Annotated in this window: 13 protein-coding genes; 8 read left to right on the top strand and 5 right to left on the bottom strand. The window is 60.6% G+C overall.

From position 1 onward, the window contains the following. Positions 1-20: 20 nt before the first annotated feature. Genes JQK15_RS15810 through ptsP form a run of 3 tightly spaced genes read right to left on the bottom strand, consistent with a single transcriptional unit; the run spans position 21 to position 5,166 of the window. A complete protein-coding gene (locus tag JQK15_RS15810) occupies positions 21-1,721 on the bottom strand; it encodes a PTS fructose transporter subunit IIC (protein ID WP_214866373.1) in 1,701 nt (566 codons plus the stop codon). Further along, entirely contained in the window at positions 1,718-2,668 is a 951-nt protein-coding gene (locus JQK15_RS15805) for a 1-phosphofructokinase family hexose kinase (RefSeq protein WP_251007783.1), read from the bottom strand. The genes JQK15_RS15810 and JQK15_RS15805 overlap by 4 nt, the downstream gene beginning before the upstream one ends. Next, positions 2,665-5,166, bottom strand: coding sequence for a phosphoenolpyruvate--protein phosphotransferase (gene ptsP, locus JQK15_RS15800; protein WP_214866372.1), 2,502 nt, complete (start codon positions 5,164-5,166; stop codon positions 2,665-2,667). Before ptsP ends, JQK15_RS15805 begins: the two co-directional genes overlap by 4 nt. Before the next feature lie 132 nt (positions 5,167-5,298). Between ptsP and JQK15_RS15795 the strand changes: the two genes are divergently transcribed. From JQK15_RS15795 to JQK15_RS15770, 6 genes are all read left to right on the top strand, one after another. Beyond that, on the top strand, positions 5,299-6,306 hold the full coding sequence (locus tag JQK15_RS15795; protein WP_214866371.1) for a LacI family DNA-binding transcriptional regulator: 1,008 nt from the start codon (positions 5,299-5,301) through the stop codon (positions 6,304-6,306). A gap of 4 nt (positions 6,307-6,310) precedes the next feature. Then, positions 6,311-7,150 (top strand): shikimate 5-dehydrogenase, encoded by an 840-nt coding sequence (locus JQK15_RS15790; protein WP_251007782.1) that lies wholly within the window; start codon positions 6,311-6,313, stop codon positions 7,148-7,150. Between the two features lie 27 nt (positions 7,151-7,177). Continuing rightward, positions 7,178-8,173: a class 1 fructose-bisphosphatase gene (locus JQK15_RS15785; protein WP_214866369.1), complete on the top strand. Its 996-nt coding sequence runs from the start codon at positions 7,178-7,180 to the stop codon at positions 8,171-8,173. A gap of 349 nt (positions 8,174-8,522) precedes the next feature. After that, positions 8,523-9,818, top strand: a complete 1,296-nt coding sequence (locus tag JQK15_RS15780; protein ID WP_251007804.1) for a glycoside hydrolase family 32 protein — start codon at positions 8,523-8,525, stop codon at positions 9,816-9,818. Positions 9,819-10,255: 437 nt separating this feature from the next. Then, complete coding sequence (locus JQK15_RS15775; RefSeq protein ID WP_214866367.1) at positions 10,256-10,804, top strand: lipocalin family protein; 549 nt, start codon at positions 10,256-10,258, stop codon at positions 10,802-10,804. A 252-nt stretch (positions 10,805-11,056) separates the two neighbouring features. Next, positions 11,057-11,896: a transglutaminase-like domain-containing protein gene (locus JQK15_RS15770; RefSeq protein WP_214866366.1), complete on the top strand. Its 840-nt coding sequence runs from the start codon at positions 11,057-11,059 to the stop codon at positions 11,894-11,896. Between the two features lie 433 nt (positions 11,897-12,329). On the opposite strand, the gene JQK15_RS15765 is transcribed toward JQK15_RS15770, so the two are convergent. Further along, on the bottom strand, positions 12,330-14,690 hold the full coding sequence (locus tag JQK15_RS15765) for a PAS domain S-box protein (RefSeq protein WP_251007781.1): 2,361 nt from the start codon (positions 14,688-14,690) through the stop codon (positions 12,330-12,332). A gap of 462 nt (positions 14,691-15,152) precedes the next feature. Between JQK15_RS15765 and JQK15_RS15760 the strand changes: the two genes are divergently transcribed. Further along, on the top strand, positions 15,153-16,223 hold the full coding sequence (locus JQK15_RS15760) for an AI-2E family transporter (RefSeq protein WP_214866364.1): 1,071 nt from the start codon (positions 15,153-15,155) through the stop codon (positions 16,221-16,223). A 506-nt stretch (positions 16,224-16,729) separates the two neighbouring features. Here JQK15_RS15760 and JQK15_RS15755 read toward each other — a convergent pair. After that, positions 16,730-16,894 (bottom strand): hypothetical protein, encoded by a 165-nt coding sequence (locus JQK15_RS15755; protein ID WP_214866363.1) that lies wholly within the window; start codon positions 16,892-16,894, stop codon positions 16,730-16,732. Positions 16,895-17,506: 612 nt separating this feature from the next. Here JQK15_RS15755 and JQK15_RS15750 point away from each other — a divergent pair. Next, on the top strand, positions 17,507-18,559 hold the full coding sequence (locus JQK15_RS15750; RefSeq protein ID WP_214866362.1) for an ATP-dependent DNA ligase: 1,053 nt from the start codon (positions 17,507-17,509) through the stop codon (positions 18,557-18,559). The last annotated feature ends 23 nt before the right edge of the window (positions 18,560-18,582 follow it).

Genomic DNA, 18,582 nt, shown 5'->3' with positions numbered 1-18,582 from the left:
ATGGTGACGCGTTCGGGGCGTCAGGCCTTGATTTCCGATATGGGTCGCTTGACCAGCCCGACCAGCAACGCGCTCACCAGCGTTCCGGCCAGAATGGCCAGCGCATAGACGCCGACATGGGTGACCGCGCCGGGGATCGGCAGCACGAACAGCCCGCCATGCGGCACCTTTAGCTCCACGCCCATCGCCATGGAGATGGCCCCGGTCACAGCCGAACCTGCCATCAGCGCCGGAATGACCCGCAGCGGATCACGTGCGGCAAAGGGGATCGCCCCTTCGGTGATGAATGCCAGGCCGAGGACCGCGGCGGCCGCGCCGGCTTCGCGCTCTTCAGGGGTGAAGCGATTGCGGAACAGGCGGGTGGCGAGCGCGACGGCGAGCGGCGGCGTCATGCCAGCCGCCATGGTGGCGGCCATCGGCGTATAGACCTGGCTGGCGATCAGGCCGACCGAGAAAGCATAGCCCGCCTTGTTAACCGGCCCGCCCATGTCGAATGCCGACATGGCGCCCAGCATCAGCCCCAGCATCAACGCGCTCGACCCCTGCATGCTGCGCAGCCAGTCGGTCAGGAAGGCCAGCGCAGCGGCGACCGGCGTGCCGATCGCATAGAGCATCAGCAGCCCGGTCAGCAGCGTGCCGAGCAGCGGCAGGATGAGGACCGGCTTCAGTCCCTGCAAATTCTTGGGCAGTTGAATCAGGCGATTGAGCCAGTCGACGCCATAGCCCGCGATAAAGCCGGCGACGATGCCGCCGAGGAAGCCCGCGCCGAGATTGGTGGCCAGCATGCCGCCGATCATGCCCGGTGCGATGCCGGGGCGATCCGCAACCGAATAGGCGATATAGCCCGCCAGCGCCGGCACCATCAGCATGAAGCCGCCCTTGGCGCCGATTTCGAACAGGGCATAGGCCAGCGTGCCCTGCGCCGCCGCATTATTGGCGTGGATGCCGCCCAGCGCGAAAGCGAGCGCGATGAGCAGGCCGCCTGCCACCACGAAGGGCAGCATGAAGGACACGCCGGTCATCAGATGTTTATAAGGGCCCGCGCGCTTCGCGCCCGATGCGGCGGCGGCAGAATCGGCCGATTGCGATGCTACCTTTTCGCCACCCTGTATGGTCGCCTCCGCAAGCGCCCGCTCGATCAGCTTCGCGCCGCCGGTGATGGCGGGCTTGGTATTGCCGGCAAAGACGCGCTTGCCGGCAAAGCGGCTGCGATCCACCTCTCGATCGGCGGCGATCAGCACGATGTCGGCGGCCGCGATTTCCTCGGCCGTCAGCGCATTGCCCGCACCGACCGACCCCTGCGTCTCAACCCGAATGGCATAGCCAAGCTGGCGCGCGCCTTCGGTCAGCCCCTCGGCCGCCATGAAGGTATGGGCGATGCCGGTCGGGCAGGAGGTGATGGCGACGATGCGCGGCACGGCATTCGACACGTTCGCGACCTTGCCCCCGTGCAGCGCGGCGACGGGATCGGCCAGAACCGCCTCCAGCGTCAGGCGGCGATGCGGTCGGTTTTCCGACGGGCCGTCGACGCCGTCCGGAGCGATCAGCAGCAGATCGCCGTCCGCGTCGCTCGGCAAGGGATTGACGATCCCCTGTGCGGTCCGCAATTCGATTTCGATGGCCTGCCCACTGGCCTGTGCGGCCTTGCGCAGCGCTTCGCCGGCCAGGACGCCGGCGACACCGGCTTCGCCGGCATCCACCACCGCGAAAATCCTGCTCATTGCGTCTCTCCCATCAGAAAATCCGTCTCCACGCTGGCCGCCAGGGCTTCGATCTCATCCCTTGTCGGCAGATGCGGTCCGGCACGGCCCAACTTGCCGACGGCAAAGGCGGTGGACAGACGCGCGATACGATCCAGCCCCGCCCCTGCGATTAGGGCGGCGGCCAGACCGGCAACCATGGCATCGCCTGCACCGACCGTGCTTTCAACGCTGTGCGCGGTCAGGCGCGCGCGCAGCATTTCCGAGCCGGTCAGGAACAGCGCGCCCTGCGCCCCCATCGACACGGCGATCAGGTCTACACCCCGATCCAGCAACCCGCGTGCGACGTCGACGATCTGATGCGGCGCATCGACCGGACCATCATGCCATTCGGCCAGTTCATGCAGATTGGGTTTCAGGATAGTCGGCAGAACGGGGCCGGCGAGCGCATGGCGCAGCGCCGGGCCACTACTGTCAAGCAGGACAAGGGCGCCCCGCGCCCGCAGCATGGCGGTAAGGGAGGCATAGATATCGGCCGGGCAGTCGGGTGGCAGGCTGCCGGAGAGGATGACAAGATCTCCCGCCCGGACCTGTTCATCCAGCGCCGCAATGACGGCATCGATATGCACTTGGCTTGCCGGTGAGCCATCCATGTTGATGTCGGTCGTGCCATGGGCGTCGACCAGCTTCAGATTGACACGCGTGCTGCCGCCATGGCGCTGGCAGCGGTCAATGATCGACTTGGCGGCAAAAAGCGCATCGAAGGGCGCCGCATTGGCCCTGCCCAACAGACCCATGACGGTAACGGGCACATCCCAGTCGGCGAGGCAACTGGCTGCATTGATCCCCTTGCCGCCAGCATCCTGCCGCACGGAACCCGCACGATGGACCTCCCCGGGAACGAGACGCTCGAGCATGACCGTCTGGTCGATCGCCGGATTGAGCGTGACGGTGAAGACGGCCATCATGCCCCCTCCCCGTCCAGCGCGCGTACATCGGCGGCGCTTGTGGCGTCGAGCGCACGCGCGGCAAGGGCCTGAAGATCGCCAAGGCTGCTGGCGCGGATGCGTGCCTTTACGGCAGGAATGTCGCGCGGGGTCATCGACAATTCATGGACCCCAAGCCCCGCCAGCAACGCAGCGCCGAACGGATCGCCGGCAATGCCGCCACACACGCCGACCCAGCGGCCATGGCGGCGCGCGCCCTCCACGGTCATGGCGATCAGGCGCAGAACGGCCGGGTGCAGGCTGTCGGCCTCGCTCGCCAATTCCGGATTTTGACGGTCGATGGCGAGTGCATATTGCGTCAGATCATTGGTGCCGATCGAGAAGAAATCCGCATGCTCCGCCAGCGCATGGGCCTGAACGGCGGCCGCGGGGACTTCGATCATGATGCCGATCGGCACTGTCGGCGCATTCAGCTCCGCCCTGATCGCTTCACAACGTTCCCTCAGGATCAACAGTTCGGCCGAGGATGTAATCATCGGGAACATGATCGATAGGTCGCCGCCCAGCTTCGCCGCGCGATACAGGGCGCGCAATTGCGGCTCCAGCAGGTCGGGCCGTCGCAGCAACAGGCGCGCGCCGCGCACCCCCAGGAAGGGATTCTCCTCCTTAGGCAGGTCGAGATGCGGCACCTGCTTGTCGCCGCCAATGTCGAGCGCACGGACGATCAGCGGCCGATCGCCCAAAGCCTCGATCATCCCGCGATAAATGGCGCATTGCTCCTCCTCGCTCGGGCTGTCGCCGCGTTCGAGGAACAGGAATTCGGTGCGCATCAGCCCGACCCCCTCGCCGCCCTGCGCCATCGCGAAGGCCACCTGATCCGGGCGGTTCACATTGGTGCCGATCACCATATCATGACCGTCGCTGGTCCGTGCCGGCAGAGCTCGCTCCGCCTCTTCGGCAGCGCGTCGTGCCGCGATCTCCTCGATCCAAGCGCGGGCGGAGGCAATGTCCTGCGCCGAGGGATCGAGCCAGATACGGCCGCTGTCGCCATCGACGATGGCGGTCGTGCCGGCCGCCTGCGTCAGCAGATCGGCCCCGCCCGCCACGACAGAGGGCAGGCCCAGCGTCCGTGCCAGGATCGCGCTGTGCGACGTCGGCCCGCCCAGTGCGGTGGCAATGCCGGCCACGCGGCGCGTGTCGAGCGTCGCCGTATCCGATGGCGACAGATCGGTCGCCACCAGCACGCAGGGCTGGTCGGGCAGGTCAGCCAATGTCCCAATGCTGAGCGCCGGATCAATCTGGGCTAGCACGCGCCGACCGACATCGTGCAAATCGGCGGCGCGTGCAGCCAGCACCGGATTACCCAGTGCCGAAAGCTGTCCTGCCATGCGATCGATCGCCTGATGCCAGGACCAGGCGACGCCATGGCCCTCCACCATCAACTGGCAGGTAAGCGTGATAAGGTCAGTATCGTCCAGCAGCCCGGCCTGCGCCGCAAAGATCGCGGCATCCTCCGCCCCCAGACGGCGGGTGGTGTCATCGACCAGCGCCTTCATCTGCGCCCGGGTGCGCACCAGCGCATCGTTCAGCAGCGCGCCGCCCGCGACCAGATCGACCGGCTGGTCGGGCACGTCCAGTTCCGCTGAGGCCAGGATATGGACGGGACCGATGGCGAGGCCCGGGCTGGCGGCGACCCCGGCGATCATCGCGGGATTGCCGGCCGGTTGCCAGCCGCGCACCGGAGCCTTCGCCTTTTCGGCGGCACGGGCGGCATCGGCCTTCTCACGAACCGTGAGGCTGGTGACGGTACGCATGAACTGGTCCAGCGTGTTCCTGTCGCTCGACGAAATGGTAGCGCGTTCGCCTGCCTTCAGCCCCAGTTGCAGCAGCGAGACGATACTGCGCGGATCGGCCATGTCTTCGTCATGTCGGATGCGTAAGGGCGTCGCCAGGCTCTTGGCTGCTTCCGCCCAGGCTGAGGCGGGCCGGGCATGCAGACCAGCAGGATAGTCGACCGTCCATTCGATCCGCTCGGCCAGATCCTCGGCAGCGGGACGGGCCTCGCTGGGGTTGGCGTCTTCATGGAGGGCGGCGGCAATATCCGCCGGATCGTCGGTGGCGAGAAGGGCCGCAAGACGCGCCTCATCCTGAATCAGGCGGGTGAGGCGGCGCAGGATCGCGATATGACTGTCGGAGCTGGCAGCGATACCGACAACCAGATGGGCGCGCTGCCCGGGATTCCACTCAATCCCTTCGCGCAGTTGCAGAACCACGATCCCATCGTGGCGCACCAGCCCTTTGTCCTCACCCAGGCCATGAGGAATGGCGACGCCCGACCCCAAATAGGTGTTTGCCACCGCCTCCCGCCGGACCATGCTCTGTTCATAGCCGGGCGAAACGCAGCCAGCGGCGACCAGTATCTGGCCAGCCTGCAGGATGGCGGCTTCCTTGTCGGACGCCTGCGCGTCGATGCGGATCAGGTCTTCATGGCGAAGTACACTTAGGAGGTCGGCAGTCATGGCTCTTCAGTATCCTCTCTCTTCTCTCAAGAAAACGTTTTCTCATGATTCTGTCAATACGCTTGCATTTACCCCCCGCGATCGGCCATATCTCGGGCGGAATTGAGAGAGGATGAGGAAAACGATTTTCCCATGACGGTCGGCATCAAGGACGTAGCGCGAGTGGCCGAAGTATCGCCTGCCACCGTCTCCCGGGTACTTTCGGGGCGTGCGGTTGATCCAGCCATGCGCGACAGAGTGCTCGCCGCGGTCAGGTCAACAGGCTACCGGCCCAACCTCGCAGCCCGTCGGCTCCGTTCGCGCCACAGCAACACGATCGGCCTCATCGTTGCAGATATCCGCAACCCCTTTTTCACTGCAGTGTCTCGCACGGTCGAGGATATCGCCTATGAACGCGGCCTGCGGGTTATATTGTGCAATACGGATGAAGATCCCGCCAAAGAGGCGATGTATCTCCAGTTGATGCAGGAGGAACGGGTGACAGGGGTGATCCTGGCGCCCACTCGGCAAGGCGCAAAGAAGGCATCGCAGACAAAGGCAGAGCATCCCATCATCCTGATCGATCGCGTAGCCGGGACGACCACGGACTGTGTCGTGCTCGACAATGATGCGATGGCTCGCACACTGGTTGCCCATCTGCATGCGCAGGGGTTCAGATCGATTACCGGCCTGTTCGGCGCAGCCAGCACGACGGGTGCCGAACGCCGCGCCGGTTTTGAGCAGGCGGCCCAAATGATCGGCATCCCCACGCGATCCTTGTCTGTGCCGCATGGAGAGGGTGAAGCGGAGAAGCTGGTCAGCGCTCTCCTGCAAGCGCCTGATCGGCCCGAAGCGATCATTGCGAGCAATGGCCTGATGCTGATGTCGGTGTTGCGAGCGGCACATGCGCTGGGCCTGAGCGTTCCTGGCGACTTCGCCTTGGCCGGCTTCGACAATGACAGCTGGACGGAATTTGCAGCTGATGGGCTGAGCGTTATCGAACAACCCGTGGAGGAGATCGGGCGCACCGCCATGGCCATGCTGCTCGACCGCCTCGACCATCCCAACGCCGCCGCTCGTAAGGTGGTTCTAAGCGGGCGTCTCATCACCCGGGGATCCACGATCCGTCGTCAAAAACCAGCAAGCCATAATGGGGAATGAGGATATGAAACCGCCAATCGGCAGGGACACCAGATTGTGCATGTCGCTGTCAGGTCGCCCTGGTAACGCCGGGTCCCGCTTCCACAATTGCCTCTATGAGATTTTGGGGCTGGATTATGTCTATAAAAGTTTCAGTACACAGGATCTGGCAGCTGCAATCGGCGGCATCCGCGCATTGAACGTACGTGGCTGCGCCATTTCCATGCCCTTCAAGGAAGCGGTCATTCCTCTGATCGATGACCTTGAATGCTCAGCCCGTGCGATCGACAGCGTCAACACCATCGTCAATGATGATGGCCACCTGACTGGCTACAACACGGATTATGTTGCGGTTCGCCAGCTTCTCGAGAAGCGGGTCGAAGAACCAGTACCATTTCTGCTCCGGGGAAGTGGCGGAATGGCGAAAGCCGTTGCTGCTGCGCTTAGAGATGCAGGCTTCGTCAACGGCACGATCATCGCGCGCAACGAAATAGCCGGTCAGGCGATCGCAGACCAATATGGCTTCTGCTGGCAGGCTGATCTACCACCCGATAGCGCGCCGCTGCTGATCAATGTCACGCCATTGGGTATGGAGGGCAAGGACCAGGACGCCTTGGCATTCCGCGCAGAGCAGATCGCTGCCTGCAGCACCGCTTTCGACGTCGTTGCCCAACCGGTCGACACCCCTTTCGTTCGCACAGCCAGAGCTGCTGGAAAGAGCGTGATTTCCGGCGGAGAGGTCATCGTCCTGCAGGCGGTGGAGCAATTTATTCTATACACAGGCGTGAGACCTGAAGCCGACGACATCCGTGAAGCAGCGCGATATGCCCACGGCGCAGACGTAGCTGCACGAATAGCTGATTAACCTCCCCCTTCAATGCAAAGGCCTTCCATGCAAGCCATCTCCCTGAGCCGGTTCCTGATCGAGCAGCAACGCCAGGCCCAGGCTTTGCCAGGCGAATTACGCCTGCTCATCGAAACGGTCGCACGCGCCTGCAAGACGATCAGTCACGCGGTATCCAAAGGCGCACTGGGTGAAGTTCTTGGTAGCCTTGGCAGCGAGAATGTTCAGGGAGAAGTTCAGAAAAAGCTCGATGTCATTGCCAATGAGCTATTGCTCGATGCCAATGAATGGGGGGGCCATCTGGCAGCCATGGCTTCCGAGGAGATGGAGACCCTCTATCCCATCCCCAACCGCTATCCCAAAGGCGAATATCTGCTGCTGTTCGATCCGATCGACGGCTCAAGCAACATTGATGTCGACCTGAGCGTCGGTACGATCTTCTCCGTGCTCAAGGCACCCGAAAATGCTTCAGGGCGCGAGGTAACAGAGCAGGACTTTCTGCAAGCCGGCATGCATCAGGTCGCAGCTGGCTATGCCATCTATGGACCGCAAACGCTGCTGGTTCTGACAATCGGATCTGGCGTCTATGAATTCACTCTCGATCGTGAAATCGGCTCTTGGCGGATGACCGACGGTCCCATGCAGATGCCCCAGGGCAATCGCGAATTTGCCATAAACATGGCGCGTCGCCGCCAATGGTCGCCGCAAATCATACGCTATGTCGACGAACGAATTCAGGGCGCGGAAGGGCCTTTGGGCAAGGACTATAACATGCGCTGGACCGCCTCAATGGTAGCCGATGTTCACCGCATCCTGAAAAGAGGGGGCGTCTTCCTCTACCCTAAAGACGCCCGCCCGGATGGTACGGCCAGACTACGCCTGATGTACGAGGCAAATCCGATGGCCTTTCTGGTGGAGCAGGCAGGCGGCGCAGCGATCGATGGCGAACAGCGACTAATGGAAGTCCCGCCATCAAAACTTCATCAGCGCATTGGAGTGATTCTGGGTGACAAGGAAGAGGTCACATCACTGCTGAGAAACTGAACACCCAAAACAGAAAGGAGCGAGCCCTCTTCCTTTATATAATATCCATAGCTTCAACATGTTAACTAAAAATAAGCCTCGAACACCCAATCCTGCCAGCGATCTTGACGCCACTAAATCACATATATAGATTTAGTGGCGTCGGTCATGGAAAGCATGACGCCGCACAGGACGAAGGGATGATGAAGGTGCATTCCGTCAGAGGCAGCTATCTGACCGGCACGCAGATATCACGGGCCCCTCCCTCAACCTGAATGGAATAAAAACCTCGTTGCGATGCACCACAAGCGTGCATGCCAACGACAATTAAAAAACAAAGAAAGTTTGAGAGAGGAGTAGGCCGGTGGCGATGCCCCCCTTTTACTCGCGCAGGCAAACATTGGAAATGCTCGTCGGCTTTCCAATGCTTTCATCCTGCGGCGGCGAAGCAGAACCTGCAATTGGCACAATGCCTGTATCGAGTGGAGCTCCCGTCTCTACTGGTTCACCAACAGCCACCCCAATAAGTGGACGACCGCAATACCATATCGCGGCCCCGGCAGGAGGCTGGATCAACGACCCACAGCGCCCCGTGCGAATGGGAGATCGCTGGACAATTTGGGCGCTCTTCAATCCAACCTATCCCACCGATGGCACTGAATGGCGCCGCTGGACCTCAACAGACCTAGTCACCTGGCAGGATCAAGGTATATCGATCCCACGCCGCACAACATCCTTTGGAGACATCTGGACCGGAAGCGCGGTTGTCGATGTCACCAATACCGCCGGATTCGGCCCCGGTGCACTGATCGCACTCGTTACCATGCCCGCAGACAATGCCGCCGGGCAAAACCAGTCCTGCGCACTCTGGTACTCTCTTGATGAGGGTGCCAGCTTCAGCTTTCACGACATCGTGTTACTCAATTTCCCAGGCAACAGGCAATTTCGCGACCCCACGGTTTTCTGGCACGAGACCAGCGGTAATTGGATTATGACGCTGTCAGAGGAAGGCAAGATCGGCATCTACACTTCGCCAGATCTCAAGCACTGGACTTATTCCAGCGGTTTTCTGTCAACGGTCGTCGGTGGCGTGATGGAATGCTCGCATCTCTTCAAACTGCATCTATACAATCCAGACGGCACAACTTCGGCAGATAAATGGGTTTTGCTGGTAGGCGGAGATGGGACGGCTTCCGGCTTCACGGGTGGAACCTGGTACTGGGTGGGCGAATTCGATGGCACGAGCTTCACGGCCAGCGCTCCCGACGGCCAATGGCTAGATGGCGGAGCTGATTTTTCCTTCAGCCCGACCATGCCGCCACGACGCAGGCCAGTCGGCAGGTCGACGACCAGTTTCGCAGCTTCCGGCCGAAGCGCGTTGCCTTGCCTGGACGATGCCCAGCGCGACGCACTTGCTCACATGATCTTCCTAAAACGGCACCGGGTCAAACTCCACAGCACCAAGCCGCTGCAGCGCGTGAACAGGAAATTGAAGCCCCCCGCCGATCTCGTCGGCATCTTCCTCATGAGGACAGCATCCGCCTTGCCGGCGCCGTCCTGCGCTGGCAGCACCGCGATTACCAGCTCCACCCCCGCTACAATCAGATCGAGGGCATGGTCGCCCTTTCCGGACCAACGATCACCGAGGTGCGGTCGCTACAGATGACACCCAAGGTCGCCTGAAAATGTAGGCCATTGGGTCACAGTCGACTTTAACTCATGTTGAAGGACCTGAGCTCGCCCGCCCGGCCTGTCCTCCGAAATGAGCGGTGATGAAGCCGAGCAGCGACAATGGCTTACCTATGCGCCAGACTTCGAGCTGACAGTCTTTACCTGATCATAATCATCGAATAGGTCTGCAATCTTGTTGATCCACATGCGCTGGCCCGACAACCGCGACGTGACCTGAAAAAAACCGTCAGTCTATCCGCCTTGTGACTGCGAGCAATGCCGGCCCACGACCGTTAAAGTTCTGAGAGTTGCCCTCAAATCGGCCATAGAAGTCGTTCGGCAGCCACCAGCAATCACCCTGATGTGACCTTCATCATACGCAACCCTCCCTGGATGAGAACGTATAGCCATGGTCGATAAGAAGGAGCACCCATGCGAAGAAAAATAGCGATTGGCGGCTTTTTAGGAGTTTCCGTGCTCCTTGGGGCCTGTGCGGCTATGTCTAAGCCAGGACCCGTGGGAAATCGCGCCGTACCGCAGCCCGCAAAGCCGGTGGACGTCGAGAAATATATGGGCCTGTGGTATGAGCAGTTTCGTTATGAGGCCCCGTTTCAGAAAAATATGGATCTGGTTACCGCTCGCTACTCTCTCAACACGGATGGCACGGTTAAAGTGGTCAATCGGGGCAAGAGCGCAGTAGGCGCGGGGAAATGGAAAGAATCCGTCGGCAAGGCGAAGGTGGTGGACGCTCATACCAGCGCCAAGCTCAAAGTCTCGTTCTTCGGCCCGTTTTTCGGCAATTACTGGGTTCTCGACCATGGCGACCAATATGACTGGTCGATAGTCGGGGAGCCTTCCGGCCGCTATCTCTGGGTCCTGACCCGGGAAAAGCATCCAGATGACGATACCATGGCGGCGCTCGAAGCTCGGGTTCGGGGGCTGGGTTATGACTGGTCGCTGGTCAGGCCCACCCGCCAGTAACAGCCTGATCACAGATATTGCCTTCACGGCAGGGGCTAAAGGGTCGCACAGGGTCTGACACAGGGAGCGCCATATCTGAACTCGCCAACGCAAAAACTTCGATGCGAGAACAGTAGAGATCAACTAGGGACAAGGCGGCGCTCGAAGCTTTTTTCGCCATGAGCGATTTTAAAGGAGCGAACCCTCGACTAAAGCATTCTGGCAGGACGTCCACACTGTTGCCAGTCCTCAACTGGTACCTGGAGTTAGTCCATGTTGATTAGAGCCGGTTACGATCTGAAGTTCCGTGCGTTCGCCTCGACACCCATGATCGCTATGCTCAACATCCGTCCCGAACGCGTCATCGATTTGAAAACCGGTCACGTCATCTCTGCGGATCGTGACGTACCCATGGATCATTATTATGACGCGTTCGGCAATTTGTGCTCGCGCATGACGATGCCGCCGGGTGTTACAACGCTTTCCTGTGACTTCGTGATCGAGGATGACGGTACCGTTGACCGTCAGTCGCCTGGAGCCCTCCAGCATGAGGTCGCAGACCTCCCACCTGATGTGTTGATGTATCTTTTCGGCAGCAGATATTGCGAAACCGAACATCTCTCGAACATCGCTTGGGGGCTGTTCGGTCACGTGCCCGCCGGCTGGCAAAGGGTGCAGGCGATCGTGGATTTCGTCCACCAGCATCTTGCCTACGGCTATCAATATGCGCGCGCTACGCGTACCGCCTATGAGGCATATCAGGAGGGCGTGGGCGTCTGCCGGGATTTCGCGCATCTGGCTGTGGCGCTGTGCCGCTGCATGAATATTCCCGCGCGCTACTGTAGCGGCTATCTCGGCGACATCGGTATAGATCCGGTAGACATCCCGATGGATTTTCATGCCTGGTTCGAGGTTTATCTGAGCGGCGAATGGCACAGCTTCGACGCGCGACATCGAGTGCCCCGTGTTGGCAGAATCCTCATGGCATGTGGCCGCGACGCGGCCGACACAGCGTTAACCACTGCCTTCGGCTCGGTTCAATTGATCGGCTTTAAGGTCCATACCGACGAAGTCAGGGATGATGTGGTCCGCCCGTGCAGGCTGGCGGCCTGAGGATCTGGAGTGCAACTAAACCCATTCCGCTTAGCCCCCCTTGTCGTGCTGATGGGCCTAAAGACGCTTCGAGCAGTCTCGCTTAGCAAGGACGCCCGTCATCACGCGCGTTGAATATTGCTATCCCTATGCGACCTATTTGCAGTCCGGCAACTCGCGCTCCGGCCTCGATTGCCTCCCGGCCTTGACCATCGTCGAGATAGCTTCACATTGAGGACGTAATGTGAGCCGTGAGATGGTCACCCTGGCGCGCAGGGTGCTGGGCGTCGGGCATGCCGTGAAGGACGACGACGGGCAACCGCTGGCGAGTTCGGGCCTCCTTTCGCAAGACATGCGCAGCGCGCCCATATGCTTGAAGCGACGGTTGTCCGCCTTACCGTCAAGATGGAGATTTCTCGAACGTAGGCGGCCTCCTCAACAAACCAGCATCTGGTTACGCCGCGGCTGGTACCGCGGCCAGAGCCTTCAGGCTTTCCACCAGTTCAAAATGGCAGAAGGGTTTGGTGAGTCGAGGGATGTCCGGATCGATCCCCTCCTCTTCCGCGAAACCTGAGATGATCAGCACTGGGAGAGAGGGACGCAATGACTTGATCTCATGAATGAGCTGGGTCCCGCTCATGCCATGCATCAGATGATCCGTGACGAGTAGGTCCGGTTCCACCCCGCCTCGGATCAGGTCCAAAGCCTCCTCGGCGGACCCTGCTTCGATGATGACGTAACCGATATCCTCGAGCATGTCGGCTATGCTTGTCCTGACATAGGCATCGTCATCCACAAGTATCGCCACCCCCTGTTCCCTGACAATCGGGGAAGGTTCGGTTTTGCGTCGGACCGGTTCCACAGCGCCAGAGCTTGCCGGAAACCACAGTTCGATACTGGTGCCTTGGCCCAGCGTACTGCTGATTGCCAACCGACCACCTAGCTGAGCGGCAAGACCATGCGCCATCGACAGGCCAAGCCCCGTGCCTTTGCCAACGCCCTTTGTGGAGAAAAAGGGTTCTGCAGCACGTTTGACGGTCTCGGCATCCATGCCGATGCCGGTGTCGCTTACACACAGACGAACATACCGGCCTGGCGCCAGGCCGTCTGAATTGCCGGGATGCACCGCTGCTATGCTGGCGGCAATCGTCAGCCGTCCGCCGTCCGCCATGGCATCGCGCGCATTCACTGCGAGGTTAAGGAGCGCCATCTCGAGCTGGTTAGGATCGACCTTTGCAGCAGGCACGTCAGCGGCAACATCAACATCCAATATGATTGCCGGGCCCAAGGTCGAGCCGATCAGGCCCCTTAACCCTTCGACGAGCTGCCCCAGATCAACTGCCACTGCCTGAAGTGGTTGGCGACGCGCGAAAGCAAGCAGCCTCTGGACAAGCGTTTTTGCGCGCTCGGCCGACTGGAACGCCCCTTCGATGAGCCGCTGCTCGCGCTCGCTGCCGACGCCTTTGCGCATCAAAAGGTCGAGCGATCCAAGGATGGGCGTGAGCAAATTGTTGAAGTCGTGGGCTACGCCGCCGGTCAAGCTGCCCATTGCCTCCATCTTTTGGCTCTGTCGAAGGGCTTCGCGCGCTGAATCAAGTTCGGCTTCCCTCGCCTTGGCATCACTAAGGTCTCTTCCAACGGCGACAAAATTAACACCGTCAGGCTCGGGTGCGACCGTCCATTCAATAGGTTTCCATCCGCCAACGCTGGTAGCGATGCGATTTTCAAAGCGCGTCGGCTGGCCCGTGGCGGCCATTGTCGCGATTGCCTCCAATGTCGGGGTCACATCGTCCGCGTGCATAAAGCTCGCGTAGCCACGGGTGAGAAGCTCAGTTTCGGTCCAGCCCAAGATTTGCGACCATGCCGGATTGACCGCAGAGATCATGCCTTCGTAATTGGCCCTTGCAAGCATGTCCTGAGATAGGTTCCAGAGCCTGTCGCGCTCCGCATGCGCCCGTTCAATGGCGAGCTTGACGCGTTCGCCAACCTCTTGGACCAGAGTCTCTTCCTCTATTGTCCATGTGCGAGGAGTCGAACTCTGCACCGCCAGCAGACCTACCCACCGCGTTTCCTCGAAGAGCACGACGTCCACGAAGGCACCCACTTCGCGCGACTGCAGTCCCGCCCGCGCGCTTGCCCCAAGCCTCCAGTCAGCACCGACGTCGCGGACCACGACAGGAGTGCCGACTTTGTATGCAGCGAGCAGATCGGGGCCAAAGTCTGTGAGCGAATGCACGCCGACAATAGAGCTGACCCCACAGGCATAGTCGCGCTTGACCGTCATGACGCCACTCGCGATCTCGGCATAGAAAACGCGGCTAGCGCCAAGAAGCCGGCCGAGGCGGTCAGCGGTAAGGTCCATGATCTCTGCGGGCGCGCTGAGGGCTCGCAGATCATCGGAGAGCGACAAGAGGAATGCCTCTCGCCGTTCAGCGGCGACGCGGTCCGTCGTCTCCGCTAGAAAGCAAATAACGCCCGCTGGATTTCCTGCGTAGTCAAGGACAGGGGAATAGTCGAGATCCATCCAGACCTGCTCCGGCGCGCCATTGCGATGCAGGGTCAACTCTTGATCGTGATAATGCAGCGTGCCGCCGGCGAGGCATACCGCCATAACATTATCGTTGAAGGCGGCGACCTCTGGCCAGCCCTCGCGTACGTTTGATCCCAGGACTTCGGGATGGCGTCCACCCGCAAAAACCGAATAGGCGTCGTTATAGAGCATGACGCCTTCTTTGCCCCAGAGCATCACGATCGGCACTTGCGACCGGAGAATGATGGAAATAGCGGTCCGCAGATGAGAGGGCCATTCGTCCATCGCCCCTAGCGGACTTGCAGACCAATCCTTCGCCGCGATCAGATCCGCACACATGCCCCCACCAGTTAGGAATGCCTGGTGGGAAGGATTGGAGAGGCGGTGTCCCACCATTATATCCGGCATTTTAATGCGACCTTTGATGTGCGTGTCTAAGCCGCCAGCTGCCGGATCCGACCCATGGTTAGCGATTCTGACATCTAGCGGAACGCGCACTTTTTCTCAAATGGCTTGGAAGCAGCAATGCCCAGGCAAAATAGCGATGCGCCAGGCCTTTGACCAACATTCACATTCAGACTGGATGCCGCCGCTTTTACTCTTCTTACGCGCTATCATTCCGCCGCCACGAACCGCGCCACGTCCTGTCCTGCATCCGCTTATTTCCGCCTCGCCGAAACGAAATCAGGCGACCGTGGGTTATCTTGCTAAGGCTTGTGATCTGGCCGAACTTGGGGGGAACGTTACATGATAGTCAGGCAAAAAGTTGAAAATGGCGGCCTGATCCTGTTTCTGGCAGTCGTGACAGTCGGATTGACGCTCGTCGTTTCGAACTTCCTGAGCGCCCTCCTGTGGGCCGCGCTCGCAGCGTTACTGTTCCAGCCGCTTTATCAACATCTGCTTGCGCGATGGCCGGGCCGCCGCAACCTTGCGTCTGCACTTACGTTGCTGACAATCACTGTGTCGGTGATCATCCCCTCGCTGATTTTAGGGGGCCTCGTCGCGGAGCAGGCAACGGGTGTCTATGCGCAAATCCGCAGCGGGCAGATCAATTTCGCCTTCTATTTCGAGCAGATCCACAATGCCCTGCCGCGTCGGATACAGATTCTGGTGGAACATGCGGGCTTTGGTACATTTGAACGCGCTCAGGCCAAGATTTCCGAAGCGGTCAGCAATAGCGTGAGCGTGCTCACGCAGCGTGCCTTGGCCATTGGCGCAAATGCCGCGGCGTTTATGCTCGCTTTTGGCGTCGGCCTCTATGTCACTTTCTTCCTTCTGCGCGATGGCGAGACCCTCGGGCCCGCCATTGTGCGCGCCCTCCCCCTCGAGCCGTCGGCAGCCGAGCGGATCGCCACCCGGTTCGTCACCGTGGTGCGCGCGACTGTTAAAGGTTCGGGTCTGGTGGCGCTCGCTCAAGGTGCCCTGGGCGCGATCACCTTCTGGATCGTGGGTTTGCCAGCGGCGATCCTTTGGGGAATGTTGATGGCGATAGCTGCCCTCCTACCTGCGATCGGCCCAGCCATCATTTGGGGACCGGTCGCGGTGTATCTTCTTGCCACAGGCGCGATATGGCAGGGCATTGTCGTCATCGCCTCTGGGGTTTTCGTTATCGGACTTGCAGACAATATTCTTCGTCCGATGCTGGTCGGGCGAGATACCGGTATTCCCGATTGGCTGGTCTTGGTCACAACGCTAGGCGGGATCGAATTGATTGGCTTGAGCGGCATAGTGGTAGGACCGCTAGCGGGTGCGCTGTTCATGACGGGATGGCAAATACTGACAGAGCAGCGCCTTGCGAGCCCGCCGCCTGCTCCTTGATCTATGGCTAAATGGACCCAAAGATACCCCAGAGCTATTTGCTCTTGCGACATTCGTGGGCATTAGCTGTCTGGTTGCGACACATCATTGGGACATGGTAAGTAGCGCTATTGCGTACGGTTTGCCAATTTACTGTATATCCATCGCTACCACCTTTCCCGATCGGGACTGTAGCACGCATGGGCAACCTGTCTTGTCACGGAAAATGGCGTTATCCGGATCGTGGGCAATGTCCGACATCCCTCGACGCCTGACTCGCCAGCCGAAGTCGCGACGATCATGTCACAAATGTGCGGGCTTCCCGGCCACAGATTTTGGGCGGACGATATCAGCCTGCTAACGGCTGAACACGTCAACATCAGTCAGATCCTTACGTCCGCGCAGGCGACGGACACCTATCTCCTCGCCCTAGCGGTCGCCAACAAGGGCAAGCTCGCAACGTTCGGCCGGCGGCTCTCGCCTAGGGGGGTGAGCGGCGGCAAGGACCCAGTTCATCTTGTTGCAAATCATTGATGCGTACCGACCGCGACCACCTTCCTGCAGCCAGGCAGCGCGAGCTCGACGAAGTCGTCCGGGTTTTGTTTGCCAAATTCATGAGGCAAGGCTTCGAGAAGGCGCTGCCTCGGCGAAGAGGCGTTGATCCGCAACTCGCCGAGGTACGCGCCGACCACCGCTGCAGCCGTGGAGGATACGACGGTGCCTCGGTCTGGATGATTTCTAGGCCGCGCGAGCGAGTCCGCTGGTTGCGACGCCCGTTGATGAGCAGCCCTCCATCCGGTGTGGGCATCAACAGCTCCGCGCTCGCCGACGACAGATGGGCCTTGGGATAGCTACAAAGCGCTGTGCGGACTGGATGAGTAGGTAAGGCGGCCTCGGCATCGGCCTCCTGTTCAACATAGATGCCACGCATGAGCTGGATAAGTTCGCACGACTACGCGCATGCGTGCGCTTGGCATCGATCGTCTCGCCGACTAAATGAACCGGCATAGAATGATCCCGCATCTGACATGCGCGACAACCCCGCCGGCTCGCCATGCACAGCGGCCCAACTCCCGATCTTGTTCTTCCGATGCAGCGCATGGCGTTAGCCCGCCTCGCTGCCGTAGGCCAGGGCCCCAGGCTGTAACGCAGGAAATCATCAATATGGCGGTCAAGCATTTGGGGACGTCTGTCAAACATGTCGTCCCACCCCAGCTATGTAATTGGAGTGGCTTCTGGGAGGCTGGCCGATATGGTGAGACCGTTGTCGGGCAACCGCCGGTGCTATCTGGGGTTATCCTAGCATGGCCCGCACGCGATCCTCTCCATCGACCGAACATACCGACGCCCCGCTCGCGCCGATGGAGGCGCTGCTGGTCAAAACGCTTCCGGAGCCACCGGGATGGCAATATGAGCCCAAGTGGGATGGCTTTCGCGCCCTCGTCGATCGGAAGGGCGACGACATCGCGATCTGGTCGAAGTCGGGTAAATCGCTGGGTCGCTATTTTCCGGAAGTGATCGAGCATATTCGCACGCTGGACCAAAAGATCCTGCTGCTGGACGGGGAACTTGTCATTTCGATCGGCGATCGTCTTTCGTTCGATGCGCTGCAGGCTCGGCTTCACCCGGCCGCCTCGCGTGTCGCCAAACTGTCCCGCGACACGCCCGCGCAATTGATCCTGTTCGACGCTCTCAGGATCGGCCGGATCGATCTCAGCGTCAAGCCGCTCGCGGAACGGCGCACCGCGCTCGAGGCGCTGCACAAGACAATCGCGAACCCCGCCCTGATCCTGTCTCCCGCATCGCAATCTCTTGAGCAGGCAAGGACCTGGCTGACCGCGACCGGCAGCGCGCTCGACGGGGTGATCGCCAAGCCGCTCGATCAACCCTATCAGCAGGGCGAGCGGGTCATGCGAAAGGTCAAGCAGCTGCGCACTGCGGACTGCGTGGTTGGTGGCTATCGAACCAATGCCAAGGGCGAGGTCGCGTCGTTATTGCTCGGGCTCTTTAATGAAGCCGGAAAGCTGGACCTTGTCGGGTTCAGCTCGGCATTCCCGGCAGCAGAGCGAAAGGCGCTTGGCGCGATCCTCGAGCCGCATGAAGGCGGCCCGGGCTTTACGGGCAAGTCGCCGGGAGGCCCAAGTCGCTGGAACCCGGACAAGAGCGGCGACTATATCTCACTTGATCATGATCTGGTCGTTGAGGTGATCTACGACCAGATAACAGCCGGCCGTTTCCGCCACGGCACGCGCTTCCATCGCTGGCGCCCGGACAAAGCGGGCCGGCAATGCCGCTATGACCAGCTCATCCGTGAGCTGAAGCCCGCCGAACTGATGGAGCTGATCGCACCGAATTGAAGCGCTGGGGAACTGTAAAGCCG

It is taken from the genome of Sphingobium sp. BHU LFT2, assembly GCF_018604485.1.
GTDB lineage: Bacteria > Pseudomonadota > Alphaproteobacteria > Sphingomonadales > Sphingomonadaceae > Sphingobium > Sphingobium yanoikuyae_A.
The sequence above is the reverse complement of the archived record's forward strand: the minus strand, read 5'-3'. Positions and strand labels throughout refer to the sequence as shown.

What these genes read in the sequence shown, in the direction of transcription:
- JQK15_RS15810 (WP_214866373.1), bottom strand. Translation starts at nt 1,721, where the DNA reads ATGAGCAGGATTTTCGCGGTGGTGGATGCCGGCGAAGCCGGTGTCGCC.
- JQK15_RS15805 (WP_251007783.1), bottom strand. Translation starts at nt 2,668, where the DNA reads ATGATGGCCGTCTTCACCGTCACGCTCAATCCGGCGATCGACCAGACG.
- ptsP (WP_214866372.1), bottom strand. Translation starts at nt 5,166, where the DNA reads ATGACTGCCGACCTCCTAAGTGTACTTCGCCATGAAGACCTGATCCGC.
- JQK15_RS15795 (WP_214866371.1), top strand. Translation starts at nt 5,299, where the DNA reads ATGACGGTCGGCATCAAGGACGTAGCGCGAGTGGCCGAAGTATCGCCT.
- JQK15_RS15790 (WP_251007782.1), top strand. Translation starts at nt 6,311, where the DNA reads ATGAAACCGCCAATCGGCAGGGACACCAGATTGTGCATGTCGCTGTCA.
- JQK15_RS15785 (WP_214866369.1), top strand. Translation starts at nt 7,178, where the DNA reads ATGCAAGCCATCTCCCTGAGCCGGTTCCTGATCGAGCAGCAACGCCAG.
- JQK15_RS15780 (WP_251007804.1), top strand. Translation starts at nt 8,523, where the DNA reads ATGCCCCCCTTTTACTCGCGCAGGCAAACATTGGAAATGCTCGTCGGC.
- JQK15_RS15775 (WP_214866367.1), top strand. Translation starts at nt 10,256, where the DNA reads ATGCGAAGAAAAATAGCGATTGGCGGCTTTTTAGGAGTTTCCGTGCTC.
- JQK15_RS15770 (WP_214866366.1), top strand. Translation starts at nt 11,057, where the DNA reads ATGTTGATTAGAGCCGGTTACGATCTGAAGTTCCGTGCGTTCGCCTCG.
- JQK15_RS15765 (WP_251007781.1), bottom strand. Translation starts at nt 14,690, where the DNA reads ATGGACGAATGGCCCTCTCATCTGCGGACCGCTATTTCCATCATTCTC.
- JQK15_RS15760 (WP_214866364.1), top strand. Translation starts at nt 15,153, where the DNA reads ATGATAGTCAGGCAAAAAGTTGAAAATGGCGGCCTGATCCTGTTTCTG.
- JQK15_RS15750 (WP_214866362.1), top strand. Translation starts at nt 17,507, where the DNA reads ATGGCCCGCACGCGATCCTCTCCATCGACCGAACATACCGACGCCCCG.